The sequence below is a fragment of the Kribbella qitaiheensis genome, assembly GCF_014217565.1.
GTDB classification, from domain to species: Bacteria; Actinomycetota; Actinomycetes; order Propionibacteriales; family Kribbellaceae; genus Kribbella; species Kribbella qitaiheensis_A.
Genome location: NZ_CP043661.1, coordinates 5556047 through 5579193 on the forward strand (window position 1 = coordinate 5556047; position 23147 = coordinate 5579193).

Genomic DNA, 23147 nt, shown 5'->3' on the forward strand with positions numbered 1-23147 from the left:
ATGACGCCAGATGTCGTGCCGGGCGGCGGACCCAAGCGGTCCGCCGTCCGGCGGCGCCGGCCACTGACGTTCGACCGGGTCAGCTTCATGGTCGTGTTCCTCGGCCTGCCGCTGGCGGTCTTCGTGATCTTCGTGGTCTCGCCGTTCGTGCAAGCGCTGTGGTACTCGCTGACCGACTGGTCAGGCTTCAGTTCGAAGATGAACTTCGTCGGCTTCGACAACTACGTCAAGCTGTTCCACGACGACATCTTCCTGAAGGCCGTGCGCAACAACGTCGAGCTGGCGATCTTCGTGCCGATCGTGACGATCGTGCTGGCGCTGACGCTGGCCACGCTGGTGACGATCGGCGGCTCGGGAACCGGGACCGTTCGCGGACTGCGCAACTCCGGCTTCTACCGGATCGTCTCGTTCTTCCCGTACGTGATCCCCGCGATCGTGATCGGCCTGATCTGGGCCCAGGTGTTCACGCCGAGCTCGGGCGTGCTGGACGCGCTGCTGTCGAAGATCGGGCTGCACCAGTTCGAGAACTACGCATGGCTCGGTGACGCCCGGACCGCGATGCCGGTCTCGATGTTCGTGATGATCTGGGGCTTCGTCGGCTTCTACATGGTGCTGTTCATCGCTGCCATCCGGGGCATCGACCCCGAGGTGTTCGAGGCGGCCCGGATCGACGGCGCCGGCCGGTTCCGGACCGCGACGTACCTGACGCTGCCGCTGATCCGCGACAACGTGCAGACGGCGTACATCTACCTCGGCATCGCCGCCCTGGACGCGTTCGTCTACATGCAGGCGCTGAACCCCGGCGGTGGCCCGCAGAACTCGACCCTCGTCATGCCCCAGCAACTGTTCACCACGGCTTTCGCCAAGGGGCAGTTCGGTTACTCGACGGCGATGGGCGTGGTCCTGGCCGCTGTGACGATGCTGTTCGCGCTGCTGGTCTTCACAGTGAACGCCCTGACCGGCGGACGTGCGCCGAGAGTGAAGGTAGGCCGATGACTACCACCATCGACCGGGTCGAACTGGCCACCCCGTCCCCTTCACCCGGCAAGGGGTCCCGGGAGGGCAAGGGCGTCGCGACGACCGCCCACATCGCGCTGATCCTGTGGTCGCTGCTGGTGATCCTGCCGCTGGTGTGGACGGTGCTGTCCTCGTTCAAGTCGACGCAGGAGGTGCTGGGCAACCCGCTGGCGCTGCCGGGCAAGCTGCGATTCGGCAACTACGCCACCGCCTGGACGACAGCCGGCATCGGTCGCTACTTCACGAACACGGTGATCGTCGTGACCTCCGCGCTGGTCCTGGTGATGATCCTGGGCGCCATGTGCGCGTACGTGCTGGCCAGGTTCACATTCCGCGGCAACCGGCTGATCTACTACTCCATGCTGGCCGGGCTGACGTTCCCGGTCTTCCTGGCGATCGTGCCGCTGTTCTTCGTGCTGAAGAACCTCTCGCTGCTGAACACCCTGCCAGGGTTGATCATCACGTACGTCGCGTTCGCGCTGCCGTTCACCGTCTTCTTCCTGCACAGCTTCTTCAAGGCGCTGCCGGGCGAGATCTACGAGGCGGCGCAGATCGACGGGGCGGGTGAGTGGCGCACGTTCTTCTCGGTGATGTTGCCGATGGCGCGGCCGGGAATGGCGTCGGTCGCCATCTTCAACTTCCTGGGGTTGTGGAACCAGTTCCTGCTACCCGTTGCCCTGAACACCAACTCGGACAACTACGTGCTCTCGCAGGGCATGGCCTCGTTCGCATCGCAAGCCGGCTACGCGGTGGACTTCGGTGCCTTGTTCGCGGCCGTGGTGATCACAGTGGCGCCGGTGCTGGTCGTCTACATCATCTTCCAGCGTCAGCTACAGGTCTCCGTTACCGCCGGAGGCGTGAAGTAGCCACGACTGCAGCTCGCTAGCCCTCGTCACGTTCACCGTGGCGGGGGCTAGTCTGCGTGGATGCTTAGACGGCGGACTCTGTTGCAAGGGGTGGTGGCGAGTGCCCTGGTGACTGGGTGCTCAGGGGGAAAGCCGGCGACGGGACCGGTGGTGTCGGCCGGGAACCCGTTCGGGGTGAATGGGGAGCGGCCGCTCGAGGTGGTGGTGGCCGAGGAGTGGGGTGGGTTCGGCGCCCCGCAGTACCGGAAGAAGTATGCGAAGGCGGTCGTGACGACCACGCCGACCAAGCAGCTCAAGGATCTGCTCGAGTCCAGGTTCGCCGCGGGGAGTCCGCCCGACGTGGTGCTGAACGTAGGCGACAAGGCGCTCCCGGTCGCGCATCTGGTGGCGGAGGACCAGCTGTGGGACCTCGGTGAGTTGCTGAAGGCACCCTCCTGGAGTGGTGAGAACGCCACGGTCCAAGACGCTTTCCTGCCCGGCCTTCTCGAGGCCGGCCGGTACGACGGCACGCTGCGCACGATCAACTACGTCGCAACCGTCTACGGGCTTTGGTATTCGACCCAGTTGTTCCAGAAGCACGACTGGGACGTCCCGCGGACCTGGGCCGAGTTGCTTGCCCTAGGCATCGAGATGAAAGCGGCCGGCGTCGGCCCGTTCGCCTACGCGGGAGTCCATCCGTACTACGTGTTCGAAGCCGTGCTGACCCTCGCTGCCAAGACCGGCGGCCATGACGTGGTGAAGCGGATCGACAACCTCGAGGACGGCGCCTGGAAGGACGAGAGCATCACCCGGGCGATCACCGCGTTCGGCGAGCTGACCCGGCGCGGGTTGCTCGCGAAGGGGACTACCGAGCTGGACCACCTCGCTTCGCAGACGCAGCTGATGAAGTCGAAGGCCGGCCTGCTGCCGTGCGGGAACTGGCTGGAGAACGAGATGAAGGCGGCCACGCCGGCCAACTTCGGGCTGAGCATGTTCGGGATCCCGCCGCTGGACACGTCGGCTGCGTTGCCGCGCGGGCTGCATGTGGCGCCCACCGCCCCGCTGGTGGTGCCGAAGAAGGCCAAGAATCGCGAAGGTGGGGTCGACTACCTCCGCGCGATGCTGTCCAAGGAGGTCGCCGCTCAGGTGACCGCCGAGAGCAACCAGCTGACCGTAGTACGAGGTTCTGCGGACGGGCTGGAGATCAGTACCGCGCTCCGCTCGGCGCGCGATCTGCTCACGGCCGCGGGGGATCAGGCGATCACCTGGTACTTCGCCGATTGGTACCCGGAGCTCGGCAGGACGGCCGGCGAGCTGACCGGGCAGTTCCTCGCCGGTGGGATCCGGGCGGACGAGTGGACAGGCCGGATCCAGGCGGCCGCGGACAAGGTGAAACAGGACCATGGAGTGACCAAGTACCGGCGCAACTGACAGTCTGAGTTAGGTTAGGGATACCTAACTACGACTGTGAGGTCCCTCCATGCGCTCCAGCCTCCGGCCGCTCGCGCTGCTGGTCGCTCTGCCGTTGCTCGCGCTCACCGCGTGTAGCGGAAACGATCAGAAGGACGCCGCCACCCCCCAGGCGTCTTCCGAAGCCGACGCCTTCCCGGTGTCGATCAAGAACAAGTTCGGCGACACCGTCATCAAGGAAGCCCCGAAGCGGATCGTGCTGGTCGGCCTCGTCGAGCAGGACGCCCTGCTGGCGCTCGGCGTGACGCCGAGCGCGACCACCGAGTGGTTCGGCGACAAGCCGGGAGCGCTGTTCCCGTGGTCGAAGGCGAAACTCGGTGAGGGCGCGGTGCCGCAGGTGCTCAGCGACAAGGACGGGATCCAGTTCGAGAAGGTCGCCGCGCTGCGGCCGGACCTGATCATCGGCCTGTATGCCGGGATCACGGCCGACGACTACAAGAAGCTGACCGCGATCGCGCCGACCGTGGCTCAGTTGCCGGGGGCACCGGATTACGGCGTCGGCTGGCAGGACGTCACTCGCACCGTGGGCAAGGCCGTCGGGAAGCCGAAGGAGGCCGACGAACTGGTGAAGGGGGTCGAGGATCGCTTCGCCGAGGTGCGGGAGGCGCACCCCGAGTTCAAGGGCAAGACGGCGCTGATGGCCTCGCCGTACGAGGGCTACTTCATCTACGGCAGCCAGGACCCGCGCTCGCGGCTGCTGACCGACCTCGGCTTCAGTCTGCCGACCGGGCTGGACAAGGTGATCGGGGACAAGTTCGGCGCCAACCTCAGTGCCGAGAAGGTGTCGCTGCTCGACGTCGGCGCGCTGGTCTGGTTCCCGGAGAAGGGCGGCACGGCGAAGCTGAAGGCCGACCCGCTACTGAAGAGCCAGCCGGTGCTGACGCAGGGCCGCAGCGTCTACATCGAAGAGAACTACGACGACGAGCTGTACGGCGCCACCAGCTTCGTCTCCGTCCTCAGCCTGCCGATCGTCCTCGACAACCTGGTCCCCAAGCTGGCCGCCGCCGTCGACGGCAACCCCTAGGCCCAGACCACCTGGTCCAGGAAGTCCTCGACGGCCGTCGCGGTCTGCCCGAGTACCGCGGCAGAGGCGGCGAGCCGGCCGGGGACGTACATGCCGTGATCGGCTCCGTCGACCTCCAGCACGTACGGCGTGAGCTCCCGAGCCAGCCCGGAATCCCACAACTCGTCCGCGGTCCCGCCCACCAGCAGGAACGGCGCGGTCGATCGCCGCAGCGCGTCGACCACGAACTCACTGGTCAACACCGGTGTCAACCAGACCGCCGGGAGCTCGCGCTCGGCTGCGACGACAGCCACATGCGTCCCCAGCGACTTCGCGATCAGCAACGCGCCCGCCGGTACGTCGGGGACCGCTCGCTCGAACTGGTCGAGCACCCAGGGTCCCCGTCCCTCCGGGGTGAGCCGCCACGGCCCCTCCGGGTCGTCCCACGAGATGTGGCGGATCGTGGCACCCCGCCGCTCGGCCGCGTCGGCGGCGTACATCAGCAGCGGAGCGTGTGGCCCGTACATGCCGCCGGGGAGGACGATCGCGTCGCGTGCAGTCATAGTCCACACCCTATGACCGGGCCGGAAACCGCCCCGGTGTGGCGCAGACCCGGGTCGCTGGCAGAATCGGGGCTATGTCAGCAGCCGTCCCCGACGACACCCCTGCGCCGGCTCCGACGAATGCCGAGGCGCCCTCACGCCGCCCGCGCGTTCTGTCCGGAATCCAGCCGACCGCCGATTCCTTCCATTTCGGCAACTACCTCGGTGCGGTCCGCCAGTGGGTAGCGCTGCAGGAGGACCACGACGCTTTCTACTGCGTGGTGGACCTGCACGCGATCACCGTCGAGTACGACCCGAAGGTGCTGCGGGCCCGCACCCGCAGGTCAGTCGCGCAGCTCCTGGCGGCTGGGATCGACCCCGACCGGTCCACCCTGTTCGTCCAGTCGCACGTTCCCGAGCACTCGCAGCTGAGCTGGGTGCTGGGCTGCATCACCGGCTTCGGCGAGGCCAGCCGGATGACGCAGTTCAAGGACAAGTCCGCCAAGGGCGGCGCCGACCGGGCCACGGTCGGCCTGTTCACGTACCCGATCCTGCAGGCCGCGGACATCCTGATCTACCAGGCCGACCGCGTCCCGGTCGGTGAGGACCAGCGCCAGCACCTGGAGCTGACCCGGGACCTGGCGCAGCGGTTCAACCACCGCTTCGGCAAGACCTTCCGGCTGCCCGAGCCGTACATCGTCAAGGAGACGGCGAAGATCGGCGACCTGCAGGACCCGACCTCGAAGATGAGCAAGTCGGCCTCGTCGCCGGCCGGCATCATCGAACTGCTGGACGACCCGAAGGTGAGCGCGAAGAAGATCCGCTCCGCCGTCACCGACTCCGGCCGCGACGTGATCTTCGACCCGGAGAACAAGCCCGGGGTCGCGAACCTGCTGACCATCTTCACCGCCCTGACCGGCCGCAAGATCAGCGAACTCGAGGACGAGTACGCCGGTCGCGGCTACGGCGACTTCAAGAAGGACCTGGCCGAGGTCGTGGTCGAGTTCGTCACCCCGTTCCGGGAGAAGACGCTCGCCTTCCTGGACGACCCGGCGCAGCTCGACGCGATCCTGGCCAGTGGGGCCGAGCGTGCTCGTGCGGTGACGGAGCCGACGCTGGAGCGGGTCTACGACCGGCTCGGCTTCGTGCCCTTCGCCGGCGGCGCCGCCGGGCCGGGCCGGTAGGCGCCGGATGACGACTATCGGCGTCGCGATCCCGATCGCGGAACCCTACGGCACCGAGCTGCAGAAGTACCGGGCCGAGTTCGGCGATCCGATGGCTTCGTCGATCCCGACCCACGTGACCATGCTGCCGCCGACCGAGGTGCCCGACGCGGACCTGGCCGAGATCGACGACCACCTGCTCGAGGTGGCCGCGCGGTTCCCGAGCTTCCGGATCCGGCTGCGCGGTACGGCGACCTTCCGGCCGATCTCGCCGGTGGTGTTCGTCCCACTGGTCGAGGGGATCTCGTCCTGCGAGCTACTCCAGTCGCAGGTGCGCTCCGGGCCGCTGGCGGTCGACCTGCGCTTCCCCTACCACCCGCACGTCACGGTGGCCCATGACCTCGACAAAGAGGCTCTGGATCGCGCGTACGACGCCCTGACGGCGTACGACTGCTCCTTCGTGGCGGCGGAGTTCAGCCGGTACGAGCACGGCGCCGACGGCGTGTGGCGGCCGCAACGTTCGTTCCCCCTGGCAGGCTGAATCTCTCGCAGCGGGGTACGGGAGAGTCATGGGGATCAAGCAACGAGCCAAAGCGGTCTGGGCGCGGTTCAGTCGTACGCAGCTGTGGCGGGCCTGGAAGCGGTACGGCGATCGCCGGGGTAACCGGCTGGCCGGCGCGACCAGCTTCTTCGGCTTCCTGTCGATGTTCCCGCTGATCGTGCTGACGGCGGCCATCACCGGCAAGCTGCTGAACGACGGCGCGGTCAGTGACCTCAAGAACGCGCTGAAGACGAACCTGCCCGGGATCGGCGACCAGATCGATCTGGACTCGCTGATCAGCAACGCGGGCACGATCGGCCTGATCTCCGGCGTCTCGTTGCTGCTCACCGGACTCGGCTGGATCGACTCGTTGCGCGCCTCGATCCGGTCGATGCACGAGCTGGACGACCAGCCCGGCAATGCGGTCAAGCTCAAGGTCGCCGATCTCGGTGCCCTGGTCGGGCTGGGCGTGATCGGCCTGATCGCCACCGGCGCCTCGTCGATCCTGACCGGCCTGTCGAAGAAGATCGCCGGCTGGACCGGCCTGGAAGGGACCTGGTTCGCGAACTGGGGGCTCGACCTGATCAGCATCGTCGTCGGGATCGCGGCGGGCGCGGTGCTCTTCCTGTACCTGCAGACCGCGCTGCCGCGGATCATCCTGCCCCGCAAGGTCGCTCTCATCGCGGCGCTGGCCGGTGGGATCGTGTTCTACCTGGCTCAGAAGCTGGGCAACAGCTACGTCAAGAACGTGATCGGCAACAACGCTGCGTACGGGACGCTGGCTCTGCCGCTGGCGCTGCTGGTGTGGATCTACCTGATGACCAGGGTGATCATGCTGATCGCCGCGTGGACCAAGGAAGCGGCGCTGGACTACCGGTGGCACACGGGCGAGGCAGAGGAGGCCGCTAGGGAGGCTATGCCGTTCGAGCGGGAGTCGGCCGTGCCTGCCTGGCGTCGTACGGACGCTGCTGCGCTAGATGCTGATGACGACGGGTACTTGCCGGGGCCGCCCGGGAAGAAGTTCAAGGTGGTGCCGATTCCCGAGCGGAAGGCTGACACGGTCGCAGTGGCGGCCGGAGCTGTCCTAGGGGCGACTGCGACGGCCCTGGCAGTGCAGTTGGCTCGCGCAGCCCGCTCCATCCGCCGGTGACCCGTACTGCGGGTTACCGGCGCGCGTAGTACGTCGTACTGGCTTAGTGGCGGCGGGCTTTGAGGCGGCGGGCCTGGGTGCGGAGTGCGCGCGGGCGGCGGAGAAAAAGCGGCAGCAGGAGGATCGGCGGCGCCGCGTAGAGCCAGACGGGGATGCGGAACGCCATCGACTGGACCGCCTGGCCGTGCTCGAGGACGGCCAGGCTGCGCTTCGGCAGTGGTATCCGGGTCGAGGACTTCTTGGACGTGTTCGGCCCGTCGCCCGTCTTCGTCTCCGCGGTGACCGGCTTGATCAGGGTGCCGACCGGTGTGAGCGCCGCGTAGTTCTTGAAGGCCCAGTCGAGCAGGCCGGACGCGTCCTCGGTGACGCCGTGCGGCGAGTTCATCATCGTCACCACGACCCGGTGACCGTCGCGCTGCGCCGCACCGATGAACGTGTTGCGCGCCAGCGTCGTGTAGCCGGTCTTCACGCCGAGCGCGCCGGTGTAGTTGAAGAGCAGATGGTTCTGGTTGGCGACCTGGTACGTCCCCGGCTTCTTCACCAGCGGGTAGCTCGTGTACTTCGTCGACGCGTACCGCGCGAAGTCGTCGCGCTCCAGACCTGCTCTGGCGAACAACGCCAGGTCGTACGCCGACGAGTACTGCCCGTCCGCGTCGAGGCCGGTCGGGTCGGTGACATGTGTGTCAAGCGCACCGATCTGGGAGGCGAGCTTGTTCATCCGGTCGATCGTCGCAGGGACTCCACCCTGGTCGTGTGATGCCAGTGCGTGCACGGCGTCGTTACCGGAGGCCAGGAACATCCCCTGGAACAGTAGGTCGACCGTGTAGCGGCAGCCGGGGTAGATCCCGACCTTGCTGCCCTCGATCCCGGCGTCCTGGTCCGTACCGAGCACCTGGTCGGCCTTGTTGAGCCGCGGTAGCAGTACGAGCGCGGTGAGCGTCTTGAGTGTGCTGGCGGGCCGGAGCTTGGCGTGCGGCGCCTTGGCCGCAAGCACCGCGCCGGTATCCAAGTCGGCGAGCAAGAAGGCAGACGCGTGTACCGCCGGCGGCGTCGCTCCCTGTGCGACTACCGTCGGCTCCGTAGTCAGCTGCGCACCGCCGACCGGGCTCTGCTGAGCCTGGTCGGCGGCGTTCGCAGCTAGCGGACCTGAGACCACCAGTGCGGTGGTCGCGCAGGCCGTTAGGAGGACACGCATCGGCGGCACTCTAGACGCCCGCTGGTCCATCAGTCACACGGACCTCTGTCTACGGTCACGCGCGGTAGGCGGTACCGGCCACGATCATGGCCAGAACCTTGGGACGGGTGATGAGAGATCGCATGAAAGCGCTCCTCGAATCATTGGCCGCGGGGCGGGCGGCCGGATCAGCCGATTTTGAGCGCCATCCCGCCAACTGAAAAGCCATTCCCTGTCCGTCTGGTGCCTTGGCAGTACTACGCCCCTCTACCGCGAGGGGTGTGTCCCGAGCGACAGGTAGTGGGTGGCTGCTGGCCCGGGTGTCACGCTCAGCCGGGTGGAGCCGGGGCCGGATTCGAGGACCATTACCTGTCGCTCGGGACACCGGAGGGGTCTGGTTGTGGCTAGCTGGAAACTTTCTATCGGTATAGGCAAGTTTGTTTCCGCCAGGCCGGGGATCGGCCCGGTTCGGGCCGATTGAGGGTGTGGTCGGACGCCCAGGCAGGCAGTGGTGGAGCTGGGCGGGGGTGGTCGGGGCCTACTGGGGTGGAGGTGGCGCTCAGGCTGGTGGTCGGCGGGGGATGGTTTGGGTGGGTGGTGGGGGTGCACTGCCTGGCTGGCGGTACGGCGCGCTGACTTCGGCGAGATGCGGGTCGGCGTACCGGGTGTGTTGACACTGGTGTGGAACGCGCGCCTACGATGGGGGTTAATGGACTGGCCGTAGACCAATAGAATGCATCGGGAGCGATCGTGGCCTCTGAACGTGGGAAGTTGACTGTGCAGCAGCTGCGCGATCTGGTGGCGTCCGGTGTGATCGATACGGTGCTGGTCGCGATCACGGATATGCAGGGACGGTTGCAGGGGAAGCGGTGTGGGGCTCGGTACTTCCTGGAGGAGGTGCTGCGGCACGGGACCGAGGGGTGCAACTACCTGCTCGCGGTCGACGTCGACATGAACACGGTCGGCGGGTACGAGATGTCCTCCTGGGAACGCGGGTACGGCGACCTGCTGATGGCTCCCGATCTCGACACGCTCCGGCTCCTGCCTTGGCTGGAGGGCACCGCGCTCGTGTTGTGCGACGTGCAGTGGCTGGACGGCAAGCCGATGCCTGCCTCGCCGCGGCAGATTCTCAAGGCGCAGCTCGATCGGCTCGCCGAACTCGGCATGAAGGCATACGTCGGGACCGAGCTCGAGTTCATCGTCTTCAACGACACGTTCGAAGCCGCCTGGGACAAGAAATATCGCGGGCTCGACCCCGCCAATCAGTACAACGTGGACTACTCCCTGCTCGGCACCTCCCGGATCGAGCCGCTGCTCCGCGACATCCGCAACTCGATGGAAGGCGCCGGCCTGTACGTCGAGTCGGCCAAGGGCGAATGCAATCTCGGCCAGCAGGAGATCGCCTTCCGGTACGACGAGGCGCTGGCGACCTGCGACAACCACTCGATCTACAAGACCGGGTCGAAGGAGATCGCGGCCAAGCACGGCAAGAGCCTGACCTTCATGGCGAAGTACGACGAGCGCGAGGGCAACTCGTGCCACATCCATCTGAGCTTCCGCTCCACCGACGGTGACGCCGTACTGGCGGGTGAGCGCGAGCACGGATTCTCCGAGCTGATGGAGCACTTCATCGCCGGCCAGCTCGCCTGCCTGCCCGAACTCACCTACCTGCTCGCCCCGAACATCAACTCGTACAAGCGATTCGTGCCTGGCAGCTTCGCGCCGACCGCCGTCGCCTGGGGCCTCGACAACCGCACCTGCGCCCTGAGAGTGGTCGGCCACGGCGAGTCTCTCCGCGTCGAGAACCGCCTCCCCGGCGGAGACGTGAACCCGTACCTCGCGGTCGCCGCGCTGATCGCAGCAGGTCTGCACGGCATCGAGAACCTGCTCGAGCTGGAGCCCAGCTTCGAGGGCAACGCGTACGACTCCGAGAAGCCGCACGTGCCGACCACCTTGCGCGAGGCGGCCGCCTTGTTCACCGGGTCGAAGATCGCGCGGGAGGCGTTCGGCGACGAGATGGTGGACCACTACTCGAATGCCGCGCGGGTCGAGCTCGACGCGTACGACGCGGCCGTCACCGACTGGGAGCTGACCCGTGGCTTCGAACGCCTCTGAACAGGACGCTGCACCAGTGCGGCCGAGGATCGGCATCACCACCTACCTGGAGCCGACGATCTGGGGTGTCTGGGAACGCGAAGCCTCCCTGCTCCCGCGTGTTTACCTCGACGCCGTGCACGCGGCAGGCGGCGTACCGCTCCTGCTCCCACCCGTCGGCACCGACCCGACCGTCCTGGATCTCCTCGACGGCCTGATCATCGCCGGCGGCTGCGACGTCGATCCAACCTCGTACGACGCTCAGCCGCACCCGGAAACCACCGATACCCGCCCCGGCCGTGACGACCATGAAGCCATCCTGATCAAAGCGGCCCTCGATCGCGACCTGCCCCTGCTCGCGATCTGCCGCGGCCTCCAGATGCTCAACGTCACGCTGGGCGGAACGCTGGAGCAGCACCTTCCGGACGTGGTCGCTCACGACGAGCATCGCCCGTCGCCGGCCGTGTTCGGCCAGACCGAGGTCAAGGTCGAGCCAGAATCCCTGACCGGCAGATTGTTCGGCGAACAGACCACCGTCCACTGCTACCACCACCAGGCCCTCGGCATCGTCGCCCCGGACCTGAGAGTGACCGCAAGAGCGGGCGACGGAACGGTAGAGGCCGCCGAGGTCAACGGCCACGATTTCGCCCTCGGCGTCCAATGGCATCCCGAGGAGAATCCCGAAGACCTCCGGCTGTTCACCGCTTTGGTTGCTGAAGGCAAGAAAAGGAGGGCGTCCCGGTGACGCACGACGTGATCAACCCCGCCACAGAGAAGGTGGTCCGGACGATCGAGCTCGCCTCGGTCGAGCAGACCGACGCGGCGATCGACAGAGCCTCCGCCGCGTACGCCGGATGGCGGGCCGTGTCGCCGGCCGATCGGGGCAGGCTGCTGCGCCGGTTCGCCGACGCGGTGGACGCGGACCTGGAAACGCTGGCCGCATTGGAGGTCGAGAACGCGGGCCACACCATCTCCAACGCGCGCTGGGAAGCCGGCAACGTCCGCGACGTCCTCAACTACTACTCTGCTGCCCCGGAGCGCCTGTTCGGCAAGCAGATTCCCGTTGCCGGCGGCATCGACCTCACCTTCGCCGAACCGCTCGGCGTGGTCGGCATCATCGTGCCGTGGAACTTCCCGATGCCGATCGCCGGCTGGGGATTCGCCCCGGCGCTCGCGGCCGGCAACACGGTCGTACTGAAGCCCGCCGAGCTGACTCCGCTGACCGCCATCCGGCTGGGCGAACTCGCCCTTGAGGCAGGGATCCCGCCAGGAGTCCTGGAGATCGTGCCCGGCGCCGGGACCGTGGTGGGACAGCGATTCGTCACCCATCCCGCAGTACGGAAGGTGGTCTTCACCGGGTCCACCGGAGTCGGCAAGCAGATCATGGCGGGCTGCGCGGACCAGGTGAAGCGGGTGACCCTGGAGCTCGGCGGCAAGTCCGCGAACATCGTCTTCGCCGATTCCGACCTGGCAAAGGCGGCGGCCCAGGCCCCGTACGGCGTGTTCGACAACGCGGGCCAGGATTGCTGTGCGCGTTCGCGGATCCTGGTCGAGCGCTCGGCGTACGAGAAGTTCATGGAGTTGTTCGAGCCCGCCGTGAAGGGTGTGAAGGTCGGCGACCCCGGCGACCCGGCGACCGAGATGGGTCCGCTGATCTCGGCCAAGCAACTGGAGCGCGTCGCAGGCTACGTACCCGAAGACGCGCCCGTCGCCTTCCGCGGCAGTGCGCCGAGCGGCCCTGGTTATTGGTTCCCGCCGACCGTCCTCGCACCGGTTGCGCCGAGCGACCGCGCGGCGCAGGAGGAGATCTTCGGGCCGGTCGTCGCCGTGATCCCGTTCGAGGACGAGGCGGACGCGATCCGGATCGCCAACGACTCGCAGTACGGGCTGTCGGGGTCGATCTGGACCCGCGACGTCGGCCGGGCGCTGCGGGTCGGGCGTGGCGTCGAAGCCGGGAACCTGTCGATCAACTCGCACTCGTCGGTGCGGTACTCGACACCGTTCGGTGGTTACAAACAGTCCGGGCTCGGCCGCGAGCTCGGGCCGGACGCGCTCGACGCGTTCACCGAGACCAAGAACATCTTCATTTCTGAGATCTGAAACGGGAGGACTGATGACAGACGTGAAGGCCAGCCGCCTGGAAGGCCGCGTGGCCGTGGTGACCGGCGGTGCCAGCGGGATCGGCCTGGCCAGCGTACGGCGGCTCGCGGCCGAGGGCGCGAAGGTCGTCGTCGGCGACCTCGACCCGGCCGCGGGCAAGGCCGCCGCGGACGAGGTCGGCGGGCTGTTCGTGTCGACGGACGTCACCAGCGAACCGGACGTGGAGAACCTGTTCCAGCAGGCGTACGACACGTTCGGCAGCGTCGACATCGCCTTCAACAACGCAGGCATCTCGCCGCCCGACGACGGTTCGATCCTGGAGACCGGCCTGGACGCTTGGCGCAAGGTGCAGGAGGTCAACCTCACCTCGGTCTACTTCTGCTGCAAGCACGTCATCCCGCACATGCAGCGCCAGGGCAAGGGCTCCATCATCAACACCGCATCCTTCGTCGCGGTGATGGGCGCTGCCACCTCACAGATCTCGTACTCCGCGTCGAAGGGCGGCGTGCTCGCGATGAGCCGTGAGCTCGGTGTCGAGTTCGCCCGGCAAGGCATCCGCGTCAACGCGCTCTGCCCCGGCCCGGTGAACACCCCGCTGCTGAAGGAGCTTTTCGCCAAGGACGCCGAACGAGCGAACCGCAGACTGGTGCACGTCCCGATGGGTCGTTTCGGCGAGCCCGAGGAGATCGCCGCGGCGGTCGCGTTCCTGGCCAGCGACGACTCGTCCTTCATCACCGCCAACACCTTCCTGGTCGACGGCGGGATCTCGGGCGCGTACGTGACCCCGCTCTGACCTGCCCTACGCTGAAGGCTTCAACGGGGAGAAGGTTGGCATGGCAGATGGTGCGGTCAGCCGGGCGGACGAGGCGGTGTTCCGTCCGGTCCGGGCCGGGAACCCGTTCGAGGAGACGGTCGAGCGGTTGCTGCAGGCAATCAAACTCGGCGTGGTCGGGCCAGGGGAGCGGCTGCCTTCCGAACGCGACCTGGCCGCCCGGCTGAACGTCAGCCGGGTCACCCTCCGCGAGGCCATCCGCGCGCTCACCGAGGCCGGGTACGTCGAGTCCCGCCGCGGCCGGTACGGCGGAACCTTCGTCAACTCCCAGCTCCCCAAGCCGCGCCGGCTGAGCGCCAAACAGCTCACCCGCGAACTCGGCGCCGGGGTGGACGACGCCCTCGTACTGCGGGCCGCCCTCGAAACCGGAGCGGCAGAAGCAGCCGCGAGCCGCGAACTCACCGACGCCGAGGCAGAGCACCTGAAACATTGCCTGGCCGAGACGTCATCGGCATCGCTGGCCGACTACCGCCGGATGGACTCCCGGCTACACCTGGCGATCGCGGAAGTCAGTGGCTCACCGTCGCTGACGTCCGCCACCGCCGACGTACGGATGCGCCTGAACGAACTCCTCGACGCGATCCCCTTGCTGGCGGTCAACCTCGACCACTCGAACCGCCAGCACGAGGTGATCATCGAGGCGATCCTGGCCGGCGACCCGACCGCCGCCCGCCTCGCCATGCAGGAACATCTCTCCGGCACGGCGGCCCTCCTCCGCGGCTTCCTGACCTGATTGCTTGACAGCGTCTGGGTCTGGTGTCTCAATTGAGGCCTTAAAGGTCTGTTGGAAGACCATTGGTTCGATTGCGCCGTCACTCCGCCAGCAGGACCGAGGAGGCCCTCGTGAGTACCGACAAGACCGACGGAAGCGCGGGCAGCCCCGCGCTGAGTGAGGACGAGAAGCGCCTGCACCAGCTGGGGTACGCGCAGGAGCTGTCCCGGACGATGTCCGGCTTCTCGAACTTCGCCGTCTCGTTCACCATCATCTCGATCCTGTCCGGCTGCCTGACCCTGTACGGCTTCGGCCTGAACACCGGCGGCCCGGTGATGATCGTCTGGGGCTGGCCGTTCGTCGGCCTGATGACGTTGCTGGTCGGCCTGGCGATGGCCGAGGTCTGCTCCAGCTTCCCGACCGCGGGCGGCCTGTACTACTGGTCGGCCAAACTCGCGCCGTCGAACGGAGCGGCCTGGTCCTGGTTCACCGGCTGGTTCAACTTCCTCGGCCAGGTGGCGGTCACGGCCGGCATCGACTTCGGTGCGGCCTTCTTCCTGAACGCCCTGCTGGACCTGCAGTTCGGTTTCTCCGCGACGCCCGGACATACGATCCTGCTGTTCGGCCTGATCCTGCTGGTGCACGCGCTGCTGAACTCGGTCGGCGTGAAACTCGTTGCCAGGCTCAATGACATCAGCGTCTGGTGGCACATCGTCGGCGTCGCTTTCATCGTCATCGTGCTGGCCTTCGTGCCCGATCATCACCAGTCGGCCGGCTTCGTCTTCGGGCACTTCGTCAACAACACCGGCTGGGGCTCGTCCTTCTACGTCGCGATGCTCGGGCTGCTGCTCGCGCAGTACACGTTCACCGGGTACGACGCGTCGGCGCACATGACCGAGGAGACCCACGACGCGGCCCGGTCCGGCCCGCGCGGCATCGTGATGTCGATCATCGTCTCGCTGGTGGCCGGCTGGGTGCTGCTGATCGGCCTCACCTTCGCGATCCAGAGCTACGAGGGCGCGACCGGCACCGACACCGGCGTACCGCCCGCGCAGATCTTCATCGACGCGGTGGGCGCCTCGCTCGGCAAGATCCTGCTGCTCGTCGTGGTCGGCGCCCAGCTGTTCTGCGGGATGTCGTCGGTGACGGCGAACTCGCGGATGATCTACGCGTTCTCCCGCGACGGCGCGCTGCCGGCCTCGTCGTTCTGGCACAAGATCAACCCGAAGACGCGGACACCGACCAACGCCATCTGGCTCGCCGCTGCCGGCGCGTTCCTGCTCGGCCTGCCGTACCTGTGGAACGCGACGGCCTACTACGCGGTGACCTCGATCGCCGTGATCGGGCTCTACATCGCCTACGTGATCCCGACCCTGCTGCGGCTGCTGCAGGGCGACAACTTCCAGCCGGGACCGTGGAACCTGGGCCGGTGGAGCAAGCCGATCGGCGTGGTCGCGATCGTCTGGGTCGTCTTCATCACGATCCTGTTCATGCTCCCGCAGGTCAGCCCGGTCACCGGGAGCACCTTCAACTACACCCCGATCGCCGTCCTGGCCGTGCTCGGCTTCGCCGGCATCTGGTGGCTGGCGTCGGCCCGGAAGTGGTTCACCGGTCCGAAGGTCCAGGGCTCCGAAGCGGAACTGGCCGCCATCGAACGCGACCTCGAGTCGATCTGACCGATCGTCGGCCCGGATACTTTCAACAGCTCGTTTCGCGCAATCCGCCCGCCCCGCACCGCCGTCCTACGGTGGGGGGCGGGCGATTTCGGCGTGGTTCCGGGCGACACGCCGGGTCGACGCGCACCCGCGCGCGATTACGTGCAGGAACAGATAGGTAACGAGGTGGTGGCTGTTGTGTCTCTATATGTGACACTCGCCGTGTCCACTAGCACTCGACTGTGATGTCGGCGAATGTAATCCTTCGGGGAGAATGTTGATCGATGACTGACGACGAGCTGGTCGGGCGCGCCGGACTGGTCGAGCGTGCGAAGAAGCAGCTCGAGACCAGTGGCTCCGTGCTGCTCTACGGCCCCACGGGGATCGGGAAGTCCGCAGCCGGCCGAGCGCTGGTCGCTGAGCGGACCAGGGCCGGCTGCCGGATACTGAGCGCCGCCCCGTCCCAGAGCGAAGCCGGCCCTGCCGTACGTCACTCTCCTGGATCTCCTGTCGAACCAGCTCGAGCTCGCCTGGCAGGTGCTGCCCGACCACCTGCGGCAACCGCTGGAGGTCGCGCTGCTCAAGGCCAGCGCTCCTGACACCGTGCGAGACGAGCTGGCCGTCCGGCTGGCGGTGCTGCACGTGCTGCGGCGCCTAGCGGCCTCTGGACCGGTATTGCTCGTCGTGGACGACATCCAGTGGGTCGACCAGTCCAGCCTCGAGGTGCTCACCTTCTGCGCGCGCCGGCTGACGGAAGGCGTGCACATGCTCGCCACGGAGCAGGTGGCCGACGGGGACCTCCCGACCATGGCCGAGGCCTGCCCCGAGCCGGTGCTGCAGCTCGAAGTGCCGCCGCTGGTCGAGGCCGACGTGCTGTCGCTGCTGCGCCAACGACTGTCCAGCCCGCTCCCGGTTCGTACTGCTCGACGGATCTTCACCGCCAGCGCGGGCAACCCGTTCATGGCGCTGGAGCTGGGCCGCGCCGTACTGCGCCACCCGCAGGGCGTCTCGCCGAACGACCCGCTACCGGTGTCGAGCCGCCTGAAGACCCTGCTGGGGGACCGGCTCGCCGACCTCAGCCCCGCGACACACGAAGTACTGCTGCACGCAGCGTCGTCGCCACGCCCGACCACGACCCAGCTCAGCCAGTCGCTGGGCCGTCCTGTCGACGCCGAGCTCACCGAGGCGGAGGGACTTGGGCTGATCGACATCGCCGAGCAGCGACTGCGATTCGCCCACCCACTGCTCAGAGAGTTCGTGTACGCCGAGGCGACGTCCGCCGCGCGACGACAGGCCCACGCCCGGTTGGCCGCTGTGGTGGACGAGCCGGTGGAGAACGCCACGCACCGGGCCCTGGCGACGCAGGAGGCCAACGCCGACCTGGCGAGCACCATCGAGGAGGCAGCTGCCGTTGCAGGCGGTCGTGGTGCCCTTGGAGCCGCTGCGACCCTCTGGCGGCTCGCGGCCGAACGTACGCCGATGGAGCACCAGGACGACCGGGCCCGACGCCTCACCCGAGCTGCGGACGACGCTGCTGCCGCTGGTCACCTGGTCGAGTCTGCCGAGATGGCGCGCCTCGCAGTACAGGCTGCTACTCGGCCAGAGACGAAGGTGACCGCGCTACTGCTCCTGGTGGACGCTGCGTGGCCGGAGATGGACCAGCGGCTCGAGTTGCTCGCTGAGGCATTCGAGGCGGCCGGTGGTGACGACCGACTCGAGGCGCGGGTGCGGATCGCCCGCAGTACGAGCGCGTACTTCGACCGGCGCTTCGACGAGGCGCGCGAGGACGCCCAGGTGGCAGAGCGGCTTGCTCGGGCCTGTGGCGACATCGAGGCGGTCGTGGACGCGCTGAGCGCGGCCAGCTCCGTGCAGATCGCCGCTGGTGGTGAGTCGACCTCGGACGAGTTGCTGGAGCAGGCAGCAGAGCTGTCGGTCGGCCTGCCGTTGACGAAGACCGTCCTCGGTGCGCGGCAGATGGCGGCCATGCGGGAGCTGTTCCGCGGTCGCAACCAGGAAGCGATCACCGCGATCACCGCGCTGGTGGACGAGGTTCGCGCGGGTGGTGCGGTTCGCTGGCTGGCCACCGCGTTGCTGTCGGCCACCGCGATCTACGAACGCAGTGGGCGAGGCGCCGAAGCGCTTGCCGCCGGCCACGAGTGCTACCAGCTGCTGCAGGACATCGGCGACGAGCCGGAGGTCGGCCTGGTCATCGCCAGCCGCGCGGAGTGTGCCGGCGGGACGGTGACGATGGCGCGCGAGCTCGCCGAGGCGGCGCTCGAAGGTGTCCGGGTGGTCGGCAACGACGAATGGACCGGTCCGGCGCTGGCCGGGCTCGGGCACGTCGCCCTACTGGCCGGCGACCCCCAGCGCGCGGTCGAGGCGTTCGACGCGATCGCCGACTGTGGCGAGGGCGCGATGCCGTTCGACCCGGTGGTGATCCCCTGGCACGCGGACTACGCCGAGGCCCTGGTCGCCGCCGGACGGTTGGAGGATGCGGCCCGGCTGATCGCGGAGATCCGCGAGCGCGCCGAGACGCTCGACCGTGGTGTGATCCGGATCGGGCTGGCCCGGTCCGAGGCGCTGCTGATCGCCAAGCAGGGCGACCCGGCGGCCGCACTCGACCTGCTGGAGAAGACCGTGGTCACCGCGGGAGACCGGGTCTACCCGCTCGACATCGCCCGCTGCGAACTGACCCGCGGCCGGGTCGCCCGGCAAGCACGTCGCCGATCGGTCGCCCGTACGGCGTTCCTGGATGCGATCGAGCAGTTCGAGGCGTACGGCGCTCCGGCGTGGCGAGAGGTGGCGGAGACCGAACTAGCCCGCCTGGACGTCCCCAGCCGCAGCCGCCAACCCTCCGAGTTGACCGACAACGAGCAGCAGATCGTAGCCATGGTCCGAGACGGCTCCACCAACCGCGAGATCGCGGCCGCTCTCTACCTCAGCGTCAAGGCCGTCGAATCCCAGCTGACCCGCCTCTACCGCCGCTTCGGCGTAGCCAACCGCACCCAACTCCTCCGCACAGTAGACCGAGGCGGCTCCGACCTAGCTCCCCGCTGAGGTCGTCTAACCCACGCCGCCGGCTCTGCGGCTCCACAGCCGGTTGGCGTCCAGCGCGTACCGCGCCAGGCGCCTCGGGCTCCCGAGACCGAGGGGGTGCGGCCCAGGAGTGAGGATGCGTTGGGTCCAGACGCGCATGCACTTCACCCGTTACCCGTCGGTAGCTTGTCGTTGGCGTATTGAAACCCGGATACGTTCTGGCAACGCCGTCTTGCCTTGACTGAAGGCATGGCCTACAGCGAATCACCACGGACGGCGGCCCGTCGCACTCGATCGCAGGCGTCCTGGTTCTCCTCGGTCGTCCCCGAAATCGGCATCACGGTTTATGGATGCGGTCCGGACGAGGCTGCCTTGTTCCGAGAGTTGGCGCCCCGCTTCGGCGTGATGCCAGCAATCACAGCAGCGGCGGTATCCGAAGCCAATATTGACCTGGCCTCTGGAAGCCGTTGCGTCAGTGTCGGCCACAAGGCCCGGATCACAAATCCTACTGTTCTCGCGCTCGCCGAAGCCGGCATAACGTATATCTCCACGCGAAGCATCGGGTACAACCATATCGAGGTGAAGTACGCGGAGAGCGTCGGTATCTCGGTCGAGAACGTCGCCTATTCACCCGACAGCGTGGCTGACTACACCTTGATGTTGATGCTGATGGCAGTGCGGAACGCAAAGGCCATGATCAGACGTGCAGATGTTCACGATTACCGGTTGAATGAAATGCGCGCTCGGGAGTTGCGCGATCTGACCGTCGGGGTGATTGGTACGGGGCGCATCGGCGCCGCCGTCATGGATCGGCTGCGAGGTTTCGGGTGCCGGATATTGGCCCATGACAATCGCCCTAAGGCCAACGCCGACTACGTTCCGCTGGATGAATTGCTGCAGCGGAGCGACATTGTGACGCTCCATGCACCACTCACGGCGGATACGCACCATCTCGTCAGTCGTGAACGGATCGAGCGGATGAAGCAAGGCGCGTTCGTCATCAACACGGGACGCGGTGCGCTTCTTGATACCGAGGCGCTTGCCCAAGCCCTGGAAAGCGGCGGATTGGCCGGTGCGGCGCTGGATGTCATCGAGGGAGAAGAAGGAATCTTCTACTCCGACTGCAGCGATAAACGCATCGAAAGCCGCCAGCTACTGCGGCTGCAGGAATTGCCGAACGTGATCATCAGTCCGCACACCGCCTACTACACGGATCACGCTCTGCGTGATGCCGTTGAAAACTCGATCGTCAACTGTCGCAAGTATGAGAGCAGAAAGCAGCAATGGATATGAGAATCGGAATTCTGTTCGGGGGTTCTTGTGAAGAGCATCCCATCTCCGTCAAGTCTGCCCGAGAGGTCGCGAAAAACCTCAATCCCAAGAAGTATGAACCGTTCTACATCGGGATCACGAAGAGCGGTTCCTGGAAGCTCTGTGACGGTCCTGAGGAAAATTGGGAGGACGGCAACTGCCGACCGGCTGTGCTGTCGCCGGACACAAGCGTCCACGGATTGCTTGTTCTGGAGCAGGGGCAATACGAGACGATCAGGCTGGACGTGGTGCTGCCTGTACTGCACGGCAGGCTTGGCGAAGATGGTGCGATTCAAGGTCTGCTGGAGCTCTCCGGCATCCCTTACGTAGGCTGCGATGTCCAAAGTTCCGCCCTGTGTATGGACAAGTCTCTCACCTACGTCGTCGCCGGCAGCGCGGGAATCGCTACGCCGAACTTCTGGACCGTCACAGCGAACGACAAGGTCGATGCCAGCCGGTTCAGCTACCCCGTCTTCGTCAAACCGGCCCGCTCGGGGTCATCCTTCGGCGTCACCAAGGTGTTTCGAAGCGAAGAGCTGCAAGCGGCGGTGGAGCTCGCCAGACAGTACGACTCGAAGGTGTTGATCGAAGCGGCTGTCGTCGGCAGCGAGGTGGGCTGCGCGATCTTGGCGGACGATCTGGATCTGATCGCCGGCGAGGTGGATCGGATCCAACTGTCCTCCGGCTTCTTCAGAATCCATCAGGAGAGCACGCCTGAGAGCGGTTCGGAAAACTCGATCCCGATCGTCCCCGCTGACATCTCGGCAGCGTCCCGTTCGCTCGTTCGGGAGACCGCGAAGGAGATCTACCGCGCCCTGGGGTGCAGGGGACTGGCGCGGGTGGACATGTTTCTCAAGGAGGATGGCGAGGTGGTCCTCAACGAGGTCAACACTCTGCCCGGCATGACCTCCTACAGCCGCTATCCGAGAATGATGGCGGCAGCCGGCATCCCGCTCGCCGAAGTGATCGACCGGATGGTGGCGTCGGCCTTGGCGGGGAACAGTCGATGAAAGGAGACTTTGTCTTTGTGGACGAGTTCGTGCCCGGGCTGCGGTGGGATGCCAAGTACGCCACCTGGGACAACTTCGTCGGCAAGCCGGTGGACGGGTATGTGGCCAATCGGACCGTCGGTACGAGGGCCTTGTGTGCAGCCCTGGAGCAAGCGCGAGAGAAGGCCGAGCCGCTTGGTTTCGGCTTGCTTCTCTGGGACGGCTATCGCCCCCAGCGCGCCGTTGATTGCTTCCTGCGGTGGTCAGCGCAGCCCGAGGACGGCCGGACGAAACTGCGGCACTATCCGAATATCGACAGAGCCGAGATGTTCGGCAAGGGATATGTGTCCGCCAAGTCGGGCCACAGCCGGGGCAGCACGGTCGACTTGACGCTCTATCACCTGACGACCGGCGAACTGGCCCCGATGGGCGGTGACCATGACCTGATGGATCCGATCTCACATCATGGCGCCGACGGAATCACTCCGGACGAAGCCAGGAACCGTGAGTACCTTTGCTCGATCATGGAGGACTGTGGTTTCGATCGGTACGACAGCGAGTGGTGGCACTACACATTGAAGAACGAACCGTATCCAGATACCTACTTCGATTTTCCCATCGCCTAAGAGGCTGCCTGCAGATCCGGCCGGCACACCCCACCGACGCCGCAACCGGCAACGTTCGAGCGCGGTTACGGCTTGACGGCGCGGGTGGCGAAGTAGCCAGGCATGTACTGGGCGGTGGCATCCGCGTGGTGCGGGGCTTCGTCCAAGTGGGTCAGGGTAAAGCCTGCCGCGAGCTGGCCGCCGATCTGCCCGGCGAGTGAGTGGCTGTATTCGATCGGCCCGGTCCCGTACGAGCGCTGCCGCTCCGCGTCTGTGAGATCAAGGCTGCTGAACGGGAGCTGGTGGCGCACTATGAGCTCACCCCGCTCCTCCAACGCCGTGATGTCGAAAATGAAAATGTCAGGGTTCAGGAATCCGGCCATCAAGATTCCGCCCGGGCGCAGCACACGGAACGACTCCCGCCAGACCGGTGCAAGATCGGGGCAGAACACGTTGGACACCGGGTTGAAGACGACATCGAAGCTGGCATCGGGGAACACGCTCAGGTCGCGCATGTCGCCGAGCACGGTACGGACGGCCAGTCCCTCGCGGGTGGCGACCTCCCGGTCGCGGTCCAGTTGCCGCGGCGAGTTGTCCAGTACCGTCACGGCCGCGCCCGCTGCCGAGAGCACGGGCCCCTGCTGCCCTCCGCCGGAAGCCAGGCACAGCACCTCGGCGCCGACCAGTTCAGCCGGAAACCAGTCGCGCGGCACTGCCTGGTAGCCGATCAGGACGACGGACCAATCGCCGGTCCGTGCCCGGGCGATGACCTCCGGCCCGGCCGGCTGGGTCCATTCGTTACTGTTCTCCACCTCGCGGTCCCAGGCGGCACGGTTGTACGCCACAGGATCAAAGCTGTCCGTCACAACGGCAAAGCTTAGAGGGCCGGCACAAGGGCACCCGATGCG

At 66.9% G+C, this 23147-nt stretch carries 21 protein-coding genes; 18 read left to right on the top strand and 3 right to left on the bottom strand.

Features of this window, described 5'->3' with window-relative positions:
- From F1D05_RS26455 to F1D05_RS26470, 4 genes are read left to right on the top strand one after another with little or no spacing between them, the layout of a single operon-like run.
- Window positions 1–996, top strand: a complete 996-nt coding sequence (locus F1D05_RS26455; RefSeq protein WP_185443188.1) for a carbohydrate ABC transporter permease — start codon at window positions 1–3, stop codon at window positions 994–996.
- A complete protein-coding gene (locus F1D05_RS26460; RefSeq protein ID WP_185443189.1) occupies window positions 993–1883 on the top strand; it encodes a carbohydrate ABC transporter permease in 891 nt (296 codons plus the stop codon). The genes F1D05_RS26455 and F1D05_RS26460 overlap by 4 nt, the downstream gene beginning before the upstream one ends.
- 60 nt (window positions 1884–1943) lie before the next feature.
- Window positions 1944–3293, top strand: coding sequence for an N-acetylglucosamine/diacetylchitobiose ABC transporter substrate-binding protein (ngcE, locus tag F1D05_RS26465; protein WP_185443190.1), 1350 nt, complete (start codon window positions 1944–1946; stop codon window positions 3291–3293).
- A gap of 49 nt (window positions 3294–3342) precedes the next feature.
- The gene (locus F1D05_RS26470; protein WP_185443191.1) at window positions 3343–4356 is read left to right on the top strand and encodes an iron-siderophore ABC transporter substrate-binding protein; all 1014 of its coding nucleotides are present in this window, start codon (window positions 3343–3345) and stop codon (window positions 4354–4356) included.
- Here F1D05_RS26470 and F1D05_RS26475 read toward each other — a convergent pair.
- On the bottom strand, window positions 4353–4898 hold the full coding sequence (locus F1D05_RS26475; protein ID WP_185443192.1) for an alpha/beta hydrolase: 546 nt from the start codon (window positions 4896–4898) through the stop codon (window positions 4353–4355). The two genes, F1D05_RS26470 and F1D05_RS26475, sit on opposite strands and share 4 nt — an antisense overlap.
- 74 nt (window positions 4899–4972) lie before the next feature.
- Between F1D05_RS26475 and trpS the strand changes: the two genes are divergently transcribed.
- Genes trpS through F1D05_RS26490 form a run of 3 tightly spaced genes read left to right on the top strand, consistent with a single transcriptional unit; the run spans window position 4973 to window position 7731 of the window.
- Window positions 4973–6061, top strand: coding sequence for a tryptophan--tRNA ligase (gene trpS / locus F1D05_RS26480; protein WP_185443193.1), 1089 nt, complete (start codon window positions 4973–4975; stop codon window positions 6059–6061).
- A gap of 7 nt (window positions 6062–6068) precedes the next feature.
- Complete coding sequence (locus F1D05_RS26485) at window positions 6069–6581, top strand: 2'-5' RNA ligase family protein (RefSeq protein WP_185443194.1); 513 nt, start codon at window positions 6069–6071, stop codon at window positions 6579–6581.
- A 28-nt stretch (window positions 6582–6609) separates the two neighbouring features.
- A complete protein-coding gene (locus F1D05_RS26490) occupies window positions 6610–7731 on the top strand; it encodes a YihY/virulence factor BrkB family protein (protein ID WP_185443195.1) in 1122 nt (373 codons plus the stop codon).
- A 43-nt stretch (window positions 7732–7774) separates the two neighbouring features.
- Here the strand turns inward: F1D05_RS26490 and F1D05_RS26495 are convergent, their stop codons facing one another.
- On the bottom strand, window positions 7775–8926 hold the full coding sequence (locus F1D05_RS26495; RefSeq protein WP_185443196.1) for a D-alanyl-D-alanine carboxypeptidase family protein: 1152 nt from the start codon (window positions 8924–8926) through the stop codon (window positions 7775–7777).
- Between the two features lie 756 nt (window positions 8927–9682).
- Between F1D05_RS26495 and F1D05_RS26500 the strand changes: the two genes are divergently transcribed.
- From F1D05_RS26500 to vanX, 11 genes are all read left to right on the top strand, one after another.
- The gene (locus F1D05_RS26500) at window positions 9683–11020 is read left to right on the top strand and encodes a glutamine synthetase family protein (RefSeq protein WP_281388991.1); all 1338 of its coding nucleotides are present in this window, start codon (window positions 9683–9685) and stop codon (window positions 11018–11020) included.
- Window positions 11021–11036: 16 nt separating this feature from the next.
- Entirely contained in the window at window positions 11037–11744 is a 708-nt protein-coding gene (locus F1D05_RS26505) for a gamma-glutamyl-gamma-aminobutyrate hydrolase family protein (RefSeq protein ID WP_246485986.1), read from the top strand.
- Window positions 11741–13099: an aldehyde dehydrogenase family protein gene (locus F1D05_RS26510; protein ID WP_185443199.1), complete on the top strand. Its 1359-nt coding sequence runs from the start codon at window positions 11741–11743 to the stop codon at window positions 13097–13099. Before F1D05_RS26505 ends, F1D05_RS26510 begins: the two co-directional genes overlap by 4 nt.
- Window positions 13100–13112: 13 nt before the next feature.
- A complete protein-coding gene (locus F1D05_RS26515) occupies window positions 13113–13892 on the top strand; it encodes a 3-oxoacyl-ACP reductase (protein WP_185443200.1) in 780 nt (259 codons plus the stop codon).
- 40 nt (window positions 13893–13932) lie between these two features.
- Window positions 13933–14664, top strand: a complete 732-nt coding sequence (locus tag F1D05_RS26520; protein WP_185443201.1) for a FadR/GntR family transcriptional regulator — start codon at window positions 13933–13935, stop codon at window positions 14662–14664.
- Between the two features lie 110 nt (window positions 14665–14774).
- Window positions 14775–16319 (top strand): amino acid permease, encoded by a 1545-nt coding sequence (locus F1D05_RS26525; RefSeq protein WP_206685836.1) that lies wholly within the window; start codon window positions 14775–14777, stop codon window positions 16317–16319.
- Between the two features lie 263 nt (window positions 16320–16582).
- The gene (locus F1D05_RS40905) at window positions 16583–16897 is read left to right on the top strand and encodes a hypothetical protein (protein WP_246485987.1); all 315 of its coding nucleotides are present in this window, start codon (window positions 16583–16585) and stop codon (window positions 16895–16897) included.
- Window positions 16836–19355, top strand: coding sequence for a LuxR C-terminal-related transcriptional regulator (locus F1D05_RS26530; protein ID WP_246485988.1), 2520 nt, complete (start codon window positions 16836–16838; stop codon window positions 19353–19355). The genes F1D05_RS40905 and F1D05_RS26530 overlap by 62 nt, the downstream gene beginning before the upstream one ends.
- Window positions 19356–19583: 228 nt before the next feature.
- Window positions 19584–20627 (top strand): D-lactate dehydrogenase VanH, encoded by a 1044-nt coding sequence (vanH, locus tag F1D05_RS26535; protein ID WP_185443202.1) that lies wholly within the window; start codon window positions 19584–19586, stop codon window positions 20625–20627.
- Window positions 20618–21655 (top strand): D-alanine--(R)-lactate ligase, encoded by a 1038-nt coding sequence (vanA, locus tag F1D05_RS26540; RefSeq protein WP_185443203.1) that lies wholly within the window; start codon window positions 20618–20620, stop codon window positions 21653–21655. The genes vanH and vanA overlap by 10 nt, the downstream gene beginning before the upstream one ends.
- Window positions 21652–22260, top strand: coding sequence for a D-Ala-D-Ala dipeptidase VanX (gene vanX / locus F1D05_RS26545; RefSeq protein WP_185443204.1), 609 nt, complete (start codon window positions 21652–21654; stop codon window positions 22258–22260). Before vanA ends, vanX begins: the two co-directional genes overlap by 4 nt.
- Before the next feature lie 65 nt (window positions 22261–22325).
- Here vanX and F1D05_RS26550 read toward each other — a convergent pair whose 3' ends face one another.
- Window positions 22326–23105: a class I SAM-dependent methyltransferase gene (locus F1D05_RS26550; RefSeq protein WP_185443205.1), complete on the bottom strand. Its 780-nt coding sequence runs from the start codon at window positions 23103–23105 to the stop codon at window positions 22326–22328.
- Between the last annotated feature and the right edge of the window lie 42 nt (window positions 23106–23147).